The 16695-nt window shown below is 43.8% G+C and carries 13 protein-coding genes and 2 tRNA genes; 8 read left to right on the top strand and 7 right to left on the bottom strand.

Annotation, left to right across the window (positions count from 1 at the left end):
- The first annotated feature begins 26 nt into the window (after positions 1 to 26).
- Positions 27 to 641 carry a fumarylacetoacetate hydrolase family protein gene (locus CLV93_RS15350; RefSeq protein ID WP_106543097.1) on the top strand — a complete coding sequence of 205 codons (615 nt, stop codon included), beginning with the start codon at positions 27 to 29 and terminating at the stop codon, positions 639 to 641.
- A gap of 55 nt (positions 642 to 696) precedes the next feature.
- On the opposite strand, the gene CLV93_RS15345 is transcribed toward CLV93_RS15350, so the two are convergent.
- Positions 697 to 1518, bottom strand: a complete 822-nt coding sequence (locus CLV93_RS15345; RefSeq protein WP_106543096.1) for a hypothetical protein — start codon at positions 1516 to 1518, stop codon at positions 697 to 699.
- A gap of 122 nt (positions 1519 to 1640) precedes the next feature.
- On the opposite strand from CLV93_RS15345, the gene CLV93_RS15340 reads away from it, so the two are divergent.
- Positions 1641 to 2930, top strand: a complete 1290-nt coding sequence (locus tag CLV93_RS15340; RefSeq protein WP_106543095.1) for an LVIVD repeat-containing protein — start codon at positions 1641 to 1643, stop codon at positions 2928 to 2930.
- A gap of 88 nt (positions 2931 to 3018) precedes the next feature.
- Here the strand turns inward: CLV93_RS15340 and CLV93_RS15335 are convergent, their stop codons facing one another.
- Both CLV93_RS15335 and CLV93_RS15330 read right to left on the bottom strand, forming a co-directional pair.
- Entirely contained in the window at positions 3019 to 4431 is a 1413-nt protein-coding gene (locus CLV93_RS15335; protein WP_106543094.1) for an NfeD family protein, read from the bottom strand.
- 80 nt (positions 4432 to 4511) lie between these two features.
- Positions 4512 to 5267, bottom strand: coding sequence for a menaquinone biosynthetic enzyme MqnA/MqnD family protein (locus CLV93_RS15330; protein ID WP_106543093.1), 756 nt, complete (start codon positions 5265 to 5267; stop codon positions 4512 to 4514).
- Between the two features lie 321 nt (positions 5268 to 5588).
- On the opposite strand from CLV93_RS15330, the gene purB reads away from it, so the two are divergent.
- Together purB and CLV93_RS15320 are read left to right on the top strand one after the other, a co-directional pair.
- A complete protein-coding gene (gene purB / locus CLV93_RS15325) occupies positions 5589 to 6938 on the top strand; it encodes an adenylosuccinate lyase (protein WP_106543092.1) in 1350 nt (449 codons plus the stop codon).
- A gap of 229 nt (positions 6939 to 7167) precedes the next feature.
- Positions 7168 to 8988, top strand: a complete 1821-nt coding sequence (locus CLV93_RS15320) for an ABC transporter ATP-binding protein (protein ID WP_106543091.1) — start codon at positions 7168 to 7170, stop codon at positions 8986 to 8988.
- A gap of 74 nt (positions 8989 to 9062) precedes the next feature.
- Here the strand turns inward: CLV93_RS15320 and CLV93_RS15315 are convergent, their stop codons facing one another.
- From CLV93_RS15315 to CLV93_RS15300, 4 genes are all read right to left on the bottom strand, one after another.
- Positions 9063 to 11012: a dipeptidyl peptidase 3 gene (locus tag CLV93_RS15315; RefSeq protein ID WP_246187204.1), complete on the bottom strand. Its 1950-nt coding sequence runs from the start codon at positions 11010 to 11012 to the stop codon at positions 9063 to 9065.
- Between the two features lie 130 nt (positions 11013 to 11142).
- Complete coding sequence (locus CLV93_RS15310; protein ID WP_106543089.1) at positions 11143 to 11895, bottom strand: LytR/AlgR family response regulator transcription factor; 753 nt, start codon at positions 11893 to 11895, stop codon at positions 11143 to 11145.
- A gap of 91 nt (positions 11896 to 11986) precedes the next feature.
- Positions 11987 to 12667, bottom strand: coding sequence for a TrmH family RNA methyltransferase (locus CLV93_RS15305; RefSeq protein ID WP_106543088.1), 681 nt, complete (start codon positions 12665 to 12667; stop codon positions 11987 to 11989).
- Positions 12668 to 12726: 59 nt separating this feature from the next.
- Positions 12727 to 12999 carry an HU family DNA-binding protein gene (locus tag CLV93_RS15300; RefSeq protein WP_025864360.1) on the bottom strand — a complete coding sequence of 91 codons (273 nt, stop codon included), beginning with the start codon at positions 12997 to 12999 and terminating at the stop codon, positions 12727 to 12729.
- 320 nt (positions 13000 to 13319) lie between these two features.
- Between CLV93_RS15300 and CLV93_RS15295 the strand changes: the two genes are divergently transcribed.
- From CLV93_RS15295 to htpG, 4 genes are all read left to right on the top strand, one after another.
- Positions 13320 to 13407, top strand: a tRNA-Ser gene (locus CLV93_RS15295).
- A 3-nt stretch (positions 13408 to 13410) separates the two neighbouring features.
- A tRNA-Trp gene (locus CLV93_RS15290) sits at positions 13411 to 13483 on the top strand.
- A 183-nt stretch (positions 13484 to 13666) separates the two neighbouring features.
- Positions 13667 to 14386: a (Fe-S)-binding protein gene (locus CLV93_RS15285; protein WP_106543206.1), complete on the top strand. Its 720-nt coding sequence runs from the start codon at positions 13667 to 13669 to the stop codon at positions 14384 to 14386.
- A 143-nt stretch (positions 14387 to 14529) separates the two neighbouring features.
- Complete coding sequence (gene htpG, locus CLV93_RS15280; protein WP_106543087.1) at positions 14530 to 16578, top strand: molecular chaperone HtpG; 2049 nt, start codon at positions 14530 to 14532, stop codon at positions 16576 to 16578.
- Positions 16579 to 16695 lie beyond the last annotated feature (117 nt).

Here is a 16695-nt window from a genome sequence, read left to right as displayed (position 1 = left end):
AGAATTAGCTAAATCGATAAAGACATATGAAAATCATTTGCATTGGCCGGAATTATTCGGAACACGCCAAAGAACTGAAGAATGAAGTTCCTACCGAACCGGTCTATTTCATGAAACCGGATTCAGCACTTTTGCTTCGGAACCGACCGTTTTATATCCCTGATTTTTCCAACGAAATACACCATGAAGTAGAGTTGGTGGTGAAAATAGGACGGCTGGGAAAGAACATCCAGGAGAAATTCGCTCATCGTTATTACGATGAAATTGGCTTGGGTGTGGATTTCACGGCCCGTGATATTCAGCGCGAATGTAAAGCGAAAGGTTTGCCATGGGAAAAGGCCAAAGGCTTTGATTCGTCGGCAGTGCTGAGCAATGAGTTTATTGCTAAATCAGAGTTAGGTGATGTGAACAATATTGCTTTTTCGATGAAGAAGAATGGCGAAGTGGTTCAGGATGGGAATTCATCGGACATGCTGTTCAATATTGACAAGATTATCGCCTACGTTTCCCAATTCATGACTTTGAAAATGGGGGATTTGATTTATACCGGAACCCCCTCAGGAGTTGGTCCCGTAGCTATCGGCGATCGACTGGAAGGTTTCATTGGCGACAAGCAGATGTTTGATTTTCAGATTAAATAACTGTATTGGCAGTAAAAAAGAGCCGGAATTCAAATCGATTCCGGCTTTTTTATGGTTATCTGAAAAGGAGGCCGATTCGTAACGATAGCCTGTTGATATCCCTGTTCTTTTTGTAGTAGTTGGTGTCGCCTTCTTCTCCCTGTTGGTAGGTGAGTCGTTGGAAACGATAGCCGCAACTGAAAATCCAGCCCATGTCATTGTTCATCATGCGCATGATGGAAAACTCCGGGTTGAGACTGATTCCTCCTCTTGTTTTCAGCTTTAGGGGAGCGTAGTAAGAGTTTGGGGTATAAAAATCAGAATAGTAAGGGGTGTAGGTCGCTACGTCTTTTTCACGCGCCAGCGGAACACTCCAGCCGCCTTTTAAGGTAATGATTGGGGTAAACTGTTCGGTTGAAAAGAAGAAACTGGCTGTCGCATGCAAAGGCATAACACCGTCATCGAAGAAATCGATTCCTGTCTCAAATCCCGGAGCAAACCAGGAATTTAACCTGTACCCTTGCAAAATGCTAAAGCTAAAAGGAGCTTCGTGTTCTTCGTCTCTGTTTCCCAATAGAATTCCGGCTTGCACGGTGCCAAAGTAGCCTTTTTGGAAACTGGATATTTCAGGCCGGCTGATCTCGGCTAGCTCGATTTGTGAACCATCTTTATTCTTCAATACCAGGCTGCTTCCCGGGAGCCACGATTTTCCGTCTTTCGAAATCAGGTAGAATTTATTTTCGCCGTCGGCGATTCGCAACACACGACCTTTTCTAACTTTCATCACCCTTCCGTTCAGGGTATCAAGCGTAATTCCTTCGGAAACGATTTTTACGTTTTGCGCTGTCAGGTGGGAGATAAAAAAGCAAGCGATTAATAGGAGGCCAATTCTTTTCATTGCTAGTTAGGTTTGTCATTTACTGGATAGACGGAGGCTATCCTACATAAGGTTGCGTCCCCTTTTCAACGCAACCAAAAATCTGTTTCGTGCATCTTTCAGACAGAAAAAACCTAACCGCTATGAAAAAAATAATCTTTCCCTTAATCATCCTCTTTGCTTTGATTTCGGATGGATGTAAGGATAAATTCGCGGTGGAATACACCGTGCTCGAACCGGAATATATGTCCTACGAAGATTTGCGTTCGGCAGTCGTAAATGAAACACCTGTTCCGCTGAAACACCCCGGGAAAATTTATTTTAAGGATAACTACATTTTCGTGAACGAATACATGGAGGGAATTCATGTTTTTGATAATAGTGATCCTGCAAATCCGGAGGAAGTCACTTTTATTGAGATTCCGGGAACTATCGATATGGCGATTCGAAACCAGACATTATTTGCCGATAGTTATACCGACCTGGTGGCTATCGATATTGCCGATTTGCAGAATGTGAAAGAACTGAGCCGCCTGACGGCTGTTTTTCCCTATACTATTCCATCTTACGAAGAGGGGGCAAGAATTGGTTCGGTTGATCAAACCAAAGGTGTGGTGGTCGGCTGGAAGAAGAAAACGATTCACGAAGAAATACCGGAAACATCGAACTATTATCCGGTTCACCCATCCTGGTATGAACTGACCAACGGTGATTATGCTGCCGCTACAAATAGTGGAATAACGGGAGGTTCCGCCAATGGCGCTGCGACTTTTGGTGTAGCTGGTTCGTTGGCTTGTTTTGGCCTGTATGGTGATTATCTGTATGCGCTTTCTGATTATAAACTGAAGCATTTTGATGTGTCGGACAATACAGCGATGCAGGACCTCGGCGCTTACTCAATTCCCGATCCGGAAACGGTGAGTATTTACAATGATTTGCTTTTTGTCGGAGGAAACCGTAGCGTGACCATTTATCAGATAAATGAAGCGGGTGACTTGACGGAGATGGGATTATTCGAACATGTTACCAGCTGCGACCCGGTGGTTATTCAAGGGGATTATGCTTTTTATACCCTGAGAGGAGGCACGCGTTGCGGAAGCGAAGTAAATGAGTTACATGTTCTGGATATATCTGATATTACCAATCCGACCAGAATTTCGATTGTAGAAATGACTGAACCATATGGTTTGGGAATTGATGATGATATGTTGTTTGTATGCGACGGTTCGGATGGACTGAAAATCTATGACGCGGCCAATAAGAAACACATTGGATTAAATCAGATTGGCCACTTCAAGGATATTCAGGCGCGGGATGCCATTCCGGTAAACGGATATTTGTTTGTGATAGGTAACGATGGTTTTAGCCAGTACGATTACAGCGATCCTGCCAATATTCATCGGGTTAGTTTGATTCCGGTTCAGGAAGAATAATGAGTAACACAATAGCCGAAATGTAAAAAGCGCAATCGTTTTTCTTAGGAAAGAGATTGCGCTTTTGTTTTTAATGAAGTATTGTGTCTTATTTTTTCCGGACAACGTGCAATTGACCGGCCTGGTATTGGATTACTTTAACTTTTTCTCCCCGTTCGATAAAGCCGGATTCGGCACGGGCATCGTAAATATCGTTTTCTACCTGAACCTTACCGGCAGGCCGCAGAACCGTGACAGCTACCCCAGTTTTGCCAATCATCAGACCGGTGCCGGCATCGACTCCCACAAAACCTTCGTCTCTGTTCTCAGCCGTATTTAATGCCAGGTTTCTGAACGGACCACCATGAGCAGCAAAAATGATTTTGGTCGCGTAAAGCGCAAAGAAGAAAACGACGATAAAGGCTCCCAGCACTGTTACTACGGCTCGTGTTAACGCTTCCGCAGAAACTCCTTCGAAATTGAGTTTATCGTTGCCAACCATGCTGAGGATTAATCCGCCCATGGCAAAAATAATCCCCAGAATCCCGGCTACACCGAAGCCGGGTATGATAAATATTTCGACGGCAATGAGAATCAAGCCGATAATGAACAGGAGAATTTCCCAGTTGGCGGCCAGGCCTTCCAGGTAAAGCGGTGCGAAATATAGAAGGGCTGCAAAAACAGCAACTCCGAGCGGAAATCCAATTCCGGGAGTCTGCAATTCGAAGTAGATACCTCCGAGAATCGCCAAAATCAAAATTCCGGAGACCATCGGATGTACCAGGAAACCAATGAACTCTTCCAGAACGGTAGGCTTATATTCTTTGATGACATAGTTTCCCAGATGGGCTTTATCAATCACTTGTTGAATATTGCTCACCATGCCTTCGCAGAAACCGTATTTAATGGCCTCGGTAGGAGTCATCGTCAGTACTTTTCCGGTATCGATTATGCCCGGAATGTAAAGGCTCTGGTCGACCATGGCTTCAGCGATTTTGGGATCGCGCCGCCATTTAACGATGGTATCCTGACCTGAAATGATTGTGTCTTTACCGTGCGCTTCGGCGGTTGCCCGCATAATGGAGCGCATGTAACTCTGGTATTTGTCGGGCATGGCCTGGCCGGTCTGGTTGACCACGGTGGCTGCTCCCATGTTCGCACCTTCGCGCATGTATACACTATCGCACGAAAGTGCAATAAGCGCACCTGCTGATGCAGCATTGTTATCGACAAATGCATAAACCGGTATCTTGGAATTCAGAATTTTGGTCCGGATCGAATCGGCATCCAAAACTGTTCCGCCGTATGTATTCAGGTGTATGACAATCAGGCTGGCATCAAGCGAATCCGCTTCGGCGAAAGCCTGTTTGGTTTTACGCCAGACCGCCGGAGCGATATTCTCATCGATATTAAACCTCAGTACCACTTTGGGACTGTTGGTTGACAATGAGTCGGCGTCGTCAGCTTTCGACGGGAAATAAGCCAGCAATAGTATCAGCAAGGTAAGGAGTCTGATTTTCATCTGCAGTATTCATTAGTTTACACGAAAACCGCTTTGCCTTCTTACTTTTCTGTATCAGGAAATGGCAGGAATTCGTTTACCTAAGATTCCAATTTTTCGGCATAATTCCAAAATAATTCCAGTCCCTTTCGCTTGGATTCATCCAACGGATAACTGATATCGCGGCTGTAATATTCCGCCAGGTTATAATCCGGATATTGAGGGGCAATTTCCTGAATGACATCGGGCATGTTGTCGATGCCGACTGCCAGTGCTTCATTGAGAGCTTTTTTGAATTCCTCGGGAAGCGGCTTGTTGGCTGTCCAGCAGGCAAATACAAAATCGAGTCCGGTGTAATTGGCCCATTCCTGGCTTAAATCGTAAACGTGCGGATAGTGCCCGTCAATTTCAAAAACCCGGTCGCCTATAACCACGCCGGCCGTTTTCCCTTTGATGTCGCGGATATGATATCCCGGCTCACCTTTCAGCCATTTTACCTCTTTCTTCCAGAAGAACCGGGCCAATACACGCGCCAGCATCACAGAGGTTCTCGATTGGTAATCGAGGATGATGGTATCAACATCTTCCAGCGGAACTTCGCTTACCAGGACAACTGTGCGAACAGGTCCGCGGGCACCAATACAGTAGTTTGAAATAATTTCAGCTCCCTGAATTTTCGGAATAACGGCTACCGGTACCAAACCTACATCGACTTTGTCCTCGATGAGCTTGGACGCACAAAGAGAAGGCATGTCCAGCGAAAGCTCAATTTCGTTGACAAACCCCGAGTGTTCCAGTCCGTAAATAAAAGGTTTAGTGTTTAGGTAGGAGACGGCGGATATTTTGACTTTTTTCATTGTTGTAGTTCTCCAAAATTGCTGCTAAAAATATGAAAAATATTGGGATCGATTCCTGATATTTTACCATTCCGGATGATATTATCTGATTTACTTTGGCTGGTCGATTTATCATTAACTCAAATTTAATGCTTGCTGTTTTCCTTACTTGAATAGTTTAGGTCGCTGTGAGTTTGGTATTTGAGAATGGAGATGGTGATTCAGTTGAAAAAAAGAACATTAATAAAGGATGAGGAAGATTGTTAATGTAGTCGTTTCCATTAGGCTAAGGCGGAATTTATTAATTTTGCATCGGTTATTAATCTGAATTTAAATCGCTTTATGGATCTGCAAACACTTACCGCTATTTCACCTATCGACGGTCGTTACCGTGGAAAAGTTGAGGAATTGGACGAATACTTTTCGGAGTTTGCCTTGATTAAATACCGGGTCTTCGTGGAAGTTGAATATTTTATTTCACTGACCGAAATTCCGTTACCACAATTGAAATCGTTCGATGGTTCGCTGAAAGAAAAGTTGCGTGCCATTTATGAGGATTTTTCGTTGGAAGATGCGCAGCACATTAAAGACACCGAAAAGGTGACGAATCATGATGTGAAGGCGGTGGAGTATTTTGTGAAAGAGAAGTTCGACGAACTTGGCCTGGAGGTGTTCAAAGAGTTTATTCATTTCGGATTGACATCGCAGGATATCAATAATACCGCTGTTCCGTGTTCCATCCGCGATGCGATTCAGAATGTGTACATCCCAATTTTTGATGAGGTGGTGTCGAAGCTCGAAGAGTTGTCACTGGCGTGGGAGGAAATCCCAATGCTGGCCCGCACACACGGACAGCCTGCTTCGCCAACCCGTTTGGGAAAAGAGCTGAAAGTTTTCATCGAGCGGTTAAATGTGCAGGTGGAGTTGCTGAAAGGAATCCCCTGCTATGCTAAGTTCGGTGGGGCTACAGGTAATTTCAATGCACATTTTGTAGCTTACCCCGAGATTGAATGGGCGGATTTTGCCAACAACTTTGTGCAAAATTCGCTGGGACTTGAGCGGTCGCAGGTAACCACCCAGATTGCTCACTACGATAATTACGGTGCGATTTTCGATAACCTGAAACGCATCAATACCATTCTTCTGGATTTGGATCGCGATATGTGGACTTATATCTCCATGAACTATTTCAAGCAGAAGATCAAAAAAGGAGAGGTTGGTTCTTCGGCTATGCCGCATAAAGTGAACCCCATCGACTTTGAAAATTCAGAAGGAAACTTGGGAATTGCGAACGCTGTCTTCGAGCATCTTTCAGCAAAGCTACCGATTTCTCGCTTGCAGCGTGACCTGACCGACTCGACGGTTTTACGGAATATTGGTGTTCCGATTGCTCACACGGTTATCGCTCTTAAATCGACTTTAAAAGGGCTCGATAAATTGCTGATCAATATGGAAGCGATTGAGGACGATCTGGAAGAAAACTGGGCGGTGGTTGCTGAAGCAATTCAAACGATTTTGCGTCGTGAGGGATATCCGAATCCGTATGAAGCATTGAAAGAATTGACGCGTGTGAACCAGAAAATCAATCGCGAATCGATTCACGAATTTGTCGAAACATTGAACGTTGATGAGAAAGTGAAGGCTGAGCTGAAGCAAATTACGCCGCAGAACTATACCGGAATTCTCATCTGATAAAATATTTTCACTTAAGCGAAAGGATACCTCCACAGGTGTCCTTTCTTAATTTTTAATCTGAATTCCTGTTCCTGAAAGTTTTGCTACTTTTGGAGCGCAAAGTCCGGGCATATTACAGGCGGATTGTGGTTTTTATTTATGTAGTGAGAAACAGGTGAGCGGCATAAAATAGATTGTTTGTATCGAGAAAAGTGTCGTTCTGTTTCGGAACTGAAATCATTTAGCAATGAAAGGTCTTTTTAAACTTCTTGGTCGATATATTCCTCCTTACAAGGTTTACGTGATTTTGAATGTGGTTTTCAACTTGTTGGGGGCAATTTTTGGAGCGTTTTCTTTTGCGGCTATCAGTCCGGTACTGGGCGTGTTGTTTGGTACTCAAAAGATGGTGAATCATCCGGTTGAGTGGGCGTTTACCCTCGATAGTATCAAGCAGAACTTCTTTTATCATATCAGCAAAGTTATCGAAATGCATGGTCGGGATTCGGCGCTGGTTTACATCGGCGGGTTCATGGTGATTGCCGTGTTGCTGAAGGTTGGTTTTACTTATCTCGCCAGTTTCATGATGGTGCCGATTCGTAACGGTGTTGTTCGCGATATCCGGAATCAGATATATCACAAAATACTTTCTCTTCCTATCGGCTTCTTTACCGAGGAACGAAAGGGAGATATTATCGCGCGTATGACCGGTGATGTGCAGGAGATTGAGAATTCTATCATGAACTCCCTGGAAATGTTGTTCAAGAATCCCATTCTGATCGTCATTTCTCTGATTGTGATGATTACCATGTCGTGGTCGCTGACCATTTTTGTCTTTTTGCTGCTGCCGGTAGTTGGTTATTTTATTGGCCGTGTTGGAAAAAGCCTGAAAAAGCCGTCGATGAGCGGGCAGAACAAGATGGGCGAGTTGCTATCGACGATTGAAGAATCGCTGTCCGGATTACGTATCATCAAAGCTTTTAATGCTGAGAAAAAGGTGTCTCAGCGTTTCGAAGGTGAAAACCACCAGTATTACAGTATCATGAATAAACTGATGTGGCGTCGCTACCTCGCTCATCCCATGAGTGAGTTTCTTGGAACGCTCGTTATTGTCATTGTTCTGTGGTACGGCGGTCGTTTGGTACTTCATCATCAGGGCGGATTGAGTGCCCAGGGATTTATCACTTACCTGGTGTTCTTCTATAGTATCATCAATCCTGCAAAGGCCTTTTCTACAGCGCTTTATTCGGTTCAAAAAGGACTTGCTTCTATGGAGCGGGTGGATATGGTATTGAACGCACAAAATAGTATCCGTAACCGGGAAGACGCTAAGCGAGTGTCAGAATTCAAAGATCGAATTGCTTATCAGGACGTGACTTTCCGCTACAAAGAGGACAATGTGCTGAAGAAGGTGAATCTGGAAATTGAAAAAGGAAAAACGGTTGCACTGGTCGGACAATCGGGTTCAGGAAAATCAACTTTCGTCGATCTTCTTCCACGTTTCTACGACGTGAAAGAGGGACAGATCAAAGTTGACGGAATCGATATTCGTGATTTGGATATTACCGATTTACGAAGCCTGATGGGAAATGTGAACCAGGAACCGATTCTTTTCAACGATAGTTTCTTCAATAACATCGCTTTTGGCGTGGACAATGCGACTGAAGAGGATGTAATGAACGCCGCAAAAGTGGCGAACGCGCATGATTTCATCATGAATACTCCGGATGGGTATCAATCGAATATTGGCGATCGGGGAGGAAAACTTTCAGGCGGACAGCGTCAACGTATTTCCATAGCACGGGCCGTTTTGAAGAATCCGCCAATCATGATTTTGGATGAAGCCACATCAGCTTTGGATACCGAATCAGAAAAACTCGTTCAGGAGGCCTTGGATAACTTGATGAAAAACAGGACATCCATCGTTGTTGCTCACCGCTTATCGACCATCAAGAATGCCGATTTGATTTGTGTGTTCCAAAATGGCGAAATTGTGGAGCGTGGTACGCATGACGAGCTGATTGCTGCTGATGGTATCTATAAAAAGTTGCATGCTATGCAGAATTTTTAATATTCCTGTCTGCAAAGAAAAAGCCGCATAACTTCTGAGGATATGCGGCTTTTTTATTTTTTTACATCGAACAGTTAGTTGACGATCGGCAAAAAACTGTGATGTTTGGAGTAATCAAGCATCTGTTTTGCAAAGTTTTCCGGGTACGAAATTCTGATGTCTTTAATTTCACCATCTTCTTCAATTACCTCGTAATCCGGATTCAGGAAACCGGCGTAAGGAGCGAGATTTAGCTTCTTGTAGCGTTCCAGCACTTCGTCGTGCAAATCACGAATAACTTTTACGCCATAGTTTTCAACCAATGCTTTTCCCGCTTCGTAATCGCCTTCTGATTTGATGCGCTGAACCTCCTTCAGCAATTCACCGAAAAGTTCGCGCAAGCGCTGGTAATCATTGATAACAAAGAAGGTTTTATCGTTACGCTCTTTGCGTTCAATCACATTTTCCGAGCTTCCCTTATCGTACACCCATCGGGCAATCAGCTGGCGGTTACGCATATGCGATTCTTCCAGGTCTTTGCCAGTTTCGATTCTAACCAGCTGAGTCAGAAGCCCGTTTCGGATGTAGCCATCGTATTCGGCTTTTGCGGTTTCATCCGATTCAGTCAATCCTAGTTCCACCAATTTGGGATCCATAATAAAATAGAGCGCAAACAGATCGGCGCGGGTTTCTTCGAGCGTTGAATAGTAGTTCTTTAGCGCGTCCACAGTCACACCCTTTTTCATCCGGCCGGAACCGTGTCCAAGGCATTCGTGCAAATCGGTGTGGAGATTGTTCCCGAGATATCCGTGTTTACGGGCACGCTCGATTTCTTCTTTATCCCAGCAAAACTCTTCCAACATTCCATCTCCTAACGACGCCTGATGATAAGCGTAGGTAATATTTTCGATGGTTACCGACTTAGAACCGTATTGCTCCCGAATCCATTCAGCATTAGGGAGATTGATTCCAATTGGAGTAGCCGGATGACAATCGCCTCCCAACATCGCAACCGTAATTACTTTGGCGGAAACGCCTGTCACCTTTTCTTTCTTGAACTCAGTGGAAACCGGAGAATGATCTTCAAACCATTGTGCGTTGTTGCTGATAATCTCAGTACGTCGGGTAGCTTCTTCGTCTTTGAAATTCACGATGGACTCCCAGCTTCCTTTTATTCCCAGCGCATCGCCGTATACTTCAATGAAACCGTTCACGAAATCGACCTGGCTCTCAATATCCTTTACCCATTCGATGCTGTGTTCGTCAAAACTCTTCAAATCACCGGTTTGGTAAAAGATGATGAGCTTGGCGATGCTTCGTTTTTGGGCCGGTGATTCTGCAACTTCCTGTGCCTTTTGTAACCATTTGACAATCTCCTGGATGGCTTCGGAATACAACCCGTTCTCTTTCCACTTTTTCTCGACGAGCTCGCCGTTCTCCATCACCAGTTTCGAGTTTAATCCGAACGACGGCGGATTTTCACTTGCATTGCTGTTCAGCTGAGCATAAAAGAGTTCAGCTTCGGCCTGTGTCACATCTTTGTAGAAGTTATTGGCCGATTCCAAAAGCAAATCTTTCGATGAATCGAGCGAAACCCGCTTGCTTTCCAGTCCCGGGTCGAAAATGATCGGGAGTAATTCGTGTATCAGTTTCTGAGGATGTTCAAAATCAGACCAGTTGGAGCGCCCAATGAGATGGAGAAAATATTTTTGTGAGAAATCGGGTAGGATTTTGTCCATCGAATAATGATGGTGCATTCCGTTGGAAAACCAAATCCGTTTTAAGTAGACTTCGAACTGTTTGAATTCTTTGGTTTTACGGTCTCCATCGAATGTTTGATAAATGGTTTCAAGTACTTTACGCAGGCGCAGATTGTACTCGTTGTTCTGATCCCACAAAATATCGCGGCCAGCCAAAGCTGCGCGACTGAGATAATATATTAGTCTTTTCTGTTCCAGAGTCAGTTGCTCGAATCCGTCGACCTGGTAGCGAAGGATTTTTAAGTCAGCAAACTTTTCGCTGAAAAACTTGAAATTGTCACTCATGACCATAAAATTTCTTTTAAAATCGGGATGATATCCTCGTTAATAGGGTACTTATGCATGGAAAACATATAGCAATGTAAAATGTTCTCCACGGTTGCATTCGGCTGACTGATAGCCTGAACGGTGTGTGCTATTGTTTGGAACTAAGTACGTGAAGTCGCTTGATAAGCGGGTCGCGGTACGACTTACCAAAGGGCAGTGAGTGCGTACCATCTTTTGTTTCCACCTCGAGTGTATTTCCGCGAATGCGCTTAATCTGTTTCACATTCACAATGTACGAACGGTGAATCCGGATAAATAATTTGTTGGGGAGTTTCTCATCGAGGAGTTTTAAGGTGTAGTGCACTGTATACTTATCGTCGAAAGTGATAAACTGTGCGTAGTTCTCGATGGATTCGATGTAAATAATATCTTCGGGATTGACCGGATCAAGTTTCGAGTTGTTTTTGATCCATAAGGTTCCTTTTCCCCATTCGTCTTCAGAGAAAATATCTTCCCGGTCATCCTGATTAGCCTTTGCATCTTTCTGAATGTTAGCAATGGCCCGATTGACAGAACGCATAAAACGAGGAAAAGTAACCGGCTTTAACAGGTAATCGGTGACGTCGTACTCAAACGCGTTTAAGGCATATTTTTCCCGGGAGGAGACAATGATAACCTGCGGAGTATGATCCATCACACTCAGTAATTCCATACCATTCATCTCCGGCATTTCGATGTCGAGAAAAAGAATATCAATTTTGTCCTTGCCTTCTTGCAGGAGTTTCAGTGCGTCTATAGCACTTTCCAAAGAAAAATATTTTTCAAAGAGTTTTGTCCTATCGATGTATTTCTCCAATACGGTCCTGCAAACCCGGTCGTCATCTACGATTAAACAGTTCATAAGCCCATTAATCTTGTTTCAAAGATAGAAAAAATACGAGCAAATGATTTCGAGAGAGTTATCAAAAACTAAAAGTTATTTAATCAGTAGGTTAGAGGGCACTGCTTTTATCTTCGAAGAATTTTTTCTCGATCAGTGCCGAGCTTTTGATGGTTTTTCGTAGCCAGGCCAGACGCATTTCGTCTTTTTCTTCTTCTGTGAACAGGTAATCGATGTCGCTCTGCCGCAGGCGCAAATTCAGGTGGTGTAGTACAATGGCCGCAGAAACAGAGATATTGAAACTTTCGGTAAAACCGAACATGGGAATTTTTAGAAATTCGTCAGCATTCTTTTCTACGACTTCCGAAATTCCGGTTAGTTCTGTTCCGAAAATCAGTGCGGTTTTCCCCTTCTCCAAATCGAAATCCTCGAGATCCGTATCGTTTGCATGCGGCGAAGTGGCTACAATCCGGTAGCCTTTCTCTCGTAATTGATGAATGCAGTCCAGCGTATTCTGCTTCTGGTCGCGATAGTGATGAAGATTAAGCCACTTGGTCGATCCCAGTGTTACATTCGGATTGACCTGGAAACGGTTGTTGTTTTCTATAATATGTACGTCCTGAATTCCGAAGCAGTCGCAGGAGCGTAACACGGCACTGGCGTTTTGTGGTTGGTAAATATCTTCCAGAACGACGGTAAGGTAACGGGTTCTGGAACTTAGGACTTTTTCAAAAAGTTCTTTACGCTCAGGCGTAATGTATTCCGAAAGGTAGTTTATCAGTTCTTTGCTCATGGATGTCAATAAAAAAAGGGAGCCTGAGCTCCCTTTACAATAATCTCTTCAGCCATTATTTACTGAACGCTGTCAGTCAATTCGCTACCAGCTTTGAATTTTACAATCTTCTTGGCAGGAATGTTAATTGTCGCACCAGTTTGAGGATTACGACCCTGACGTGCAGGACGTTCGGTGGTTGCAAATGAACCAAAACCTATCAGAGCAACACGATCACTTTTCTTCAGTGCATCAGTTGTGGTTTTAACGAAAGCATCAAGAGCTTTCTTAGCATCTGCTTTAGTCAGGCCAGCTTCAGCAGCAATGGCATCAATTAATTGAGCTTTGTTCATAGTACAGAAAGTTTAGAAACAACAGGTTAAATAAAATTCGTTTAATACTTTTTTTAACGCTAGTGCCTAATATAAAGAGTTTTAATTATTTTTCACAGCAAACCATGTTAAATGTGTTGTTTAACATATGATTCCCCGCAAATTTGTCTCAAATACCAGTAAAATCAGCTTGTATAAGCCTAATTATTTTGGTTTCACTAAATTGAAAAGATTGAGACGAAAAACAAAATTTTTTTTATCTTTTTTTCTTCATAATGCTCTTAATTTTTTGGGCAGAAACTTTTGCCAGAAAGAAAAAACTTCTACTTTTGCAATCGCTCGGAGAGATGGCAGAGTGGTCGAATGCGGCGGTCTTGAAAACCGTTGTACCGCGAGGTACCGGGGGTTCGAATCCCTCTCTCTCCGCCACCCACGGGTGTAGCTCAGTTGGTAGAGCACTGGTCTCCAAAACCAGGTGTCGGGCGTTCGAGTCGCTCCTCCCGTGCAAAAAGCCGGTTCAGTTTTGAGCCGGCTTTTTTGTTTTTGTAGCTAACCAGTTGATTGTCCCTCTTTTACTGTTTTATGTCACCTAATAAATTTCTTTCTCAGTAGCCGGAAATACTCATTTTTCCGGCTGGGGTGAAATGGCTCCGTATATATAATGGTATATTTGGACAAAAATTTTCCCATGGAAGTCGACTTGTTTATTCCTTGTTTCATCGATCAGTTATATCCGAAAACTGTATGGAACACTATTCGTGTTTTGGAGCGGGCAGGTTGCAAAGTGCACTACAACCCCGAGCAAACCTGTTGCGGACAGCCGGCGTATAACAGCGGTTATTTTGATGAAGCACGGACATTGGCAAGGAAATTTCTGAAAGACTTTCGTGGAAAACGTCCGGTGGTTAGTCCCGGAGCCTCTTGTTCGGGTTATGTGCGTGACGGATTTGCCGATCTGTTTGATGAAATGTCCGGAGAGCACCAGGAGTATATTCACCGTAAGGAAAACGTAATTGAACTGACCGATTTTCTGGTCAATCACTTGGGAGTCGTCGATTTTGGAGCGTCTTTTTCCCATAAAGTGACTTACCATGATGCCTGTTCCGCTTTGCGCGGATATGGAATTCATGAAGAGCCTCGTAAGCTTTTACAAAACGTCGATGGACTGGAGCTTGTCGAGATGGAAGAAACGCACGAGTGCTGCGGGTTTGGTGGTACGTTTGCCGTGAAACACAAGGCTATCTCTTCAGTGATGACGCAAAATAAGGTGGAGAATGCTTTGAAAACAGGAGCCGAATTCATTGTTTCAACCGAAGCTTCCTGTCTGATGAATATATCGGGGTATATCAAGCGTCAAAAGCTGCCCGTTAAAGTGCTTCACATCGCCGACGTACTGGCCGCTTTCTAACAAAAACATCTTCCCATTCTTTCCTGATTTGTCATTTTGAACGGAGTCATTCTGTCAATTCGTCAGCGAATGTCGGTTGGCACAGCCTTTGATTTTCCGGGTGATGGTAAATCGAAAAATTATCAACTTAAAAGAATATTACAATGGAAGGAAGAATTGGTGTTACCAGTGAAAACCTGTTTCCGATTATTAAGAAATTTCTCTATTCCGATCACGACATTTTCCTTCGGGAGATTGTTTCGAACGCTGTGGATGCGACTCAAAAACTGAAGACGCTTGCCTCAGTAGGTAGTTACAGTGGCAATGCCGAAGATTTGAAGGTGCGGGTCAAGCTCGATAAAGACGCCGGAACCATTACCGTTTCTGATAACGGTATTGGAATGACCGAAGAGGAGGTAAACAAGTACATCAATCAGATTGCCTTCTCAGGAGCGAATGAATTCCTCGAAAAATATAAGAACGATGCCAATGCCATTATTGGTCACTTCGGTTTGGGATTCTATTCTTCGTTCATGGTTTCCGATAAGGTGGAAGTCATCACTAAATCGCACCAGGATGGAGCCAAAGCAGTGAAATGGAGCTGTAACGGAAGTCCGGAATATACCATGGAAGAAGTTGATAAGGACGAAGTCGGTACTGACATTGTGATGTACATCAACGAAGATTCCAAGGAATTTCTGGATGAGAATCGTATTTCAGAGCTGTTGAACAAGTACTGTAAATTCCTTCCGATTCCGGTCATTTTCGGTAAGAAAAAAGAATGGAAAGGCGAAGAGTACGTCGAGACTGACGAGAATAACCAGATAAACGATGTGTCTCCGGCCTGGACCCGTATGCCCGCTGACCTGGAGGAAGAAGATTATCACAATTTTTACCATCAGTTGTACCCCATGGCGGATGAGCCACTGTTCAACATTCACCTGAACGTGGATTATCCTTTCAATCTGACCGGTATTCTATATTTCCCGAAAATCAAGAACACTATTGAGGTACAGAAGAACAAGATTCAGCTGTACAGCAACCAGGTATTCGTGACAGATTCGGTGGAAGGGATTGTTCCTGAATTCCTGACACTCTTGCATGGTGTACTCGATTCTCCGGATATTCCGCTGAACGTTTCCCGTTCGTATCTGCAGAGCGACTCGAACGTGAAGAAGATCAGCAGTCACATTACGAAGAAAGTAGCCGATCGTTTACAGGAAATCTTCAAGGAAAATCGTGAAGAATTTGAACAGAAGTGGGATGATCTGAAGCTCTTCATCGAGTACGGTATGCTCACCGATGAGAAATTCTATGAGCGTGCGCTGAAATTCTTCCTGTTAGGAAATACCGAAGGCAAGAAGTTTACCTGGGAAGAATATGAAAACCTCATTAAGGAAAACCAGACCGACAAGGACAACAAAATGGTTTACCTGTATGCTAATCATCACGAGGATCAGTTCAGTTTTATTGAAGCAGCGAAAGAAAAAGGCTACGATGTGTTGCTGATGGAAGATCCGTTGTCAACCCACTTGCTGAATGCATTGGAGCAAAAGTATCCTGAAAAGCGTTTTGTTCGCGTGGACGCTGATGTGGTGGAAAAACTGATTCCGAAAGCTGATGATGATAAAGAAAAGCTCAGTCTGGAAGAAAAGAACGAGCTGAGTCCGGTTTTCCAGGCCATCGTTCCTAACGGGAAAGGTAATTTCATTGTCGATTTCGAAGATTTAGGCGAAACGGCAAACCCAATGGTGATTACCCAGAATGAGTTTATGCGCCGTATGAAAGATATGTCGCAAATGCAGGCCGGAATGAGCATGTACGGCGAATTACCCGACAGCTACAATCTGGTTGTGAATGTTGGTCATCCGCTGGTGAAGAAAGTGTTGGCAGATAAAGACGATGTACTGGCTTCAGAACTGGAAAAGATAAACAACGAGATAGCTGATCAGCAAAAAGAGAAAGAGGCATTGGATAAGCTGAAAGAAGGCCGGAAAGATGAAGAAGTTCCTCAGGAAGAAAAAGACAAGCTGAAGGAGCTGGATGATAAGATTACCTCTCTTGAAGCGGACAAGCGAACAAAACTAGAAGCTTTTGGACGAGATAATCAACTGGCCAATCAATTGGTCGACCTGGCCCTGCTAGCCAACAACATGCTGCGAGGTAGTGATTTGAATAATTTTGTAAAACGCAGTATCGAGTTGATAAAATAAGCATTGCAATAGATTGCAAATGAAGAGGCTGTCCAAAAAGTAAAATTGGACAGCCTTTGTTTTTGTTGTCGCTTTAAGGTTTGTATCTTAAAGGTGCTAATGACAACACGATCAAAC

Source organism: Prolixibacter denitrificans, from assembly GCF_003014495.1.
Classification (GTDB): domain Bacteria; phylum Bacteroidota; class Bacteroidia; order Bacteroidales; family Prolixibacteraceae; genus Prolixibacter; species Prolixibacter denitrificans.
This window is presented reverse-complemented; position numbering and strand designations above follow the sequence as displayed.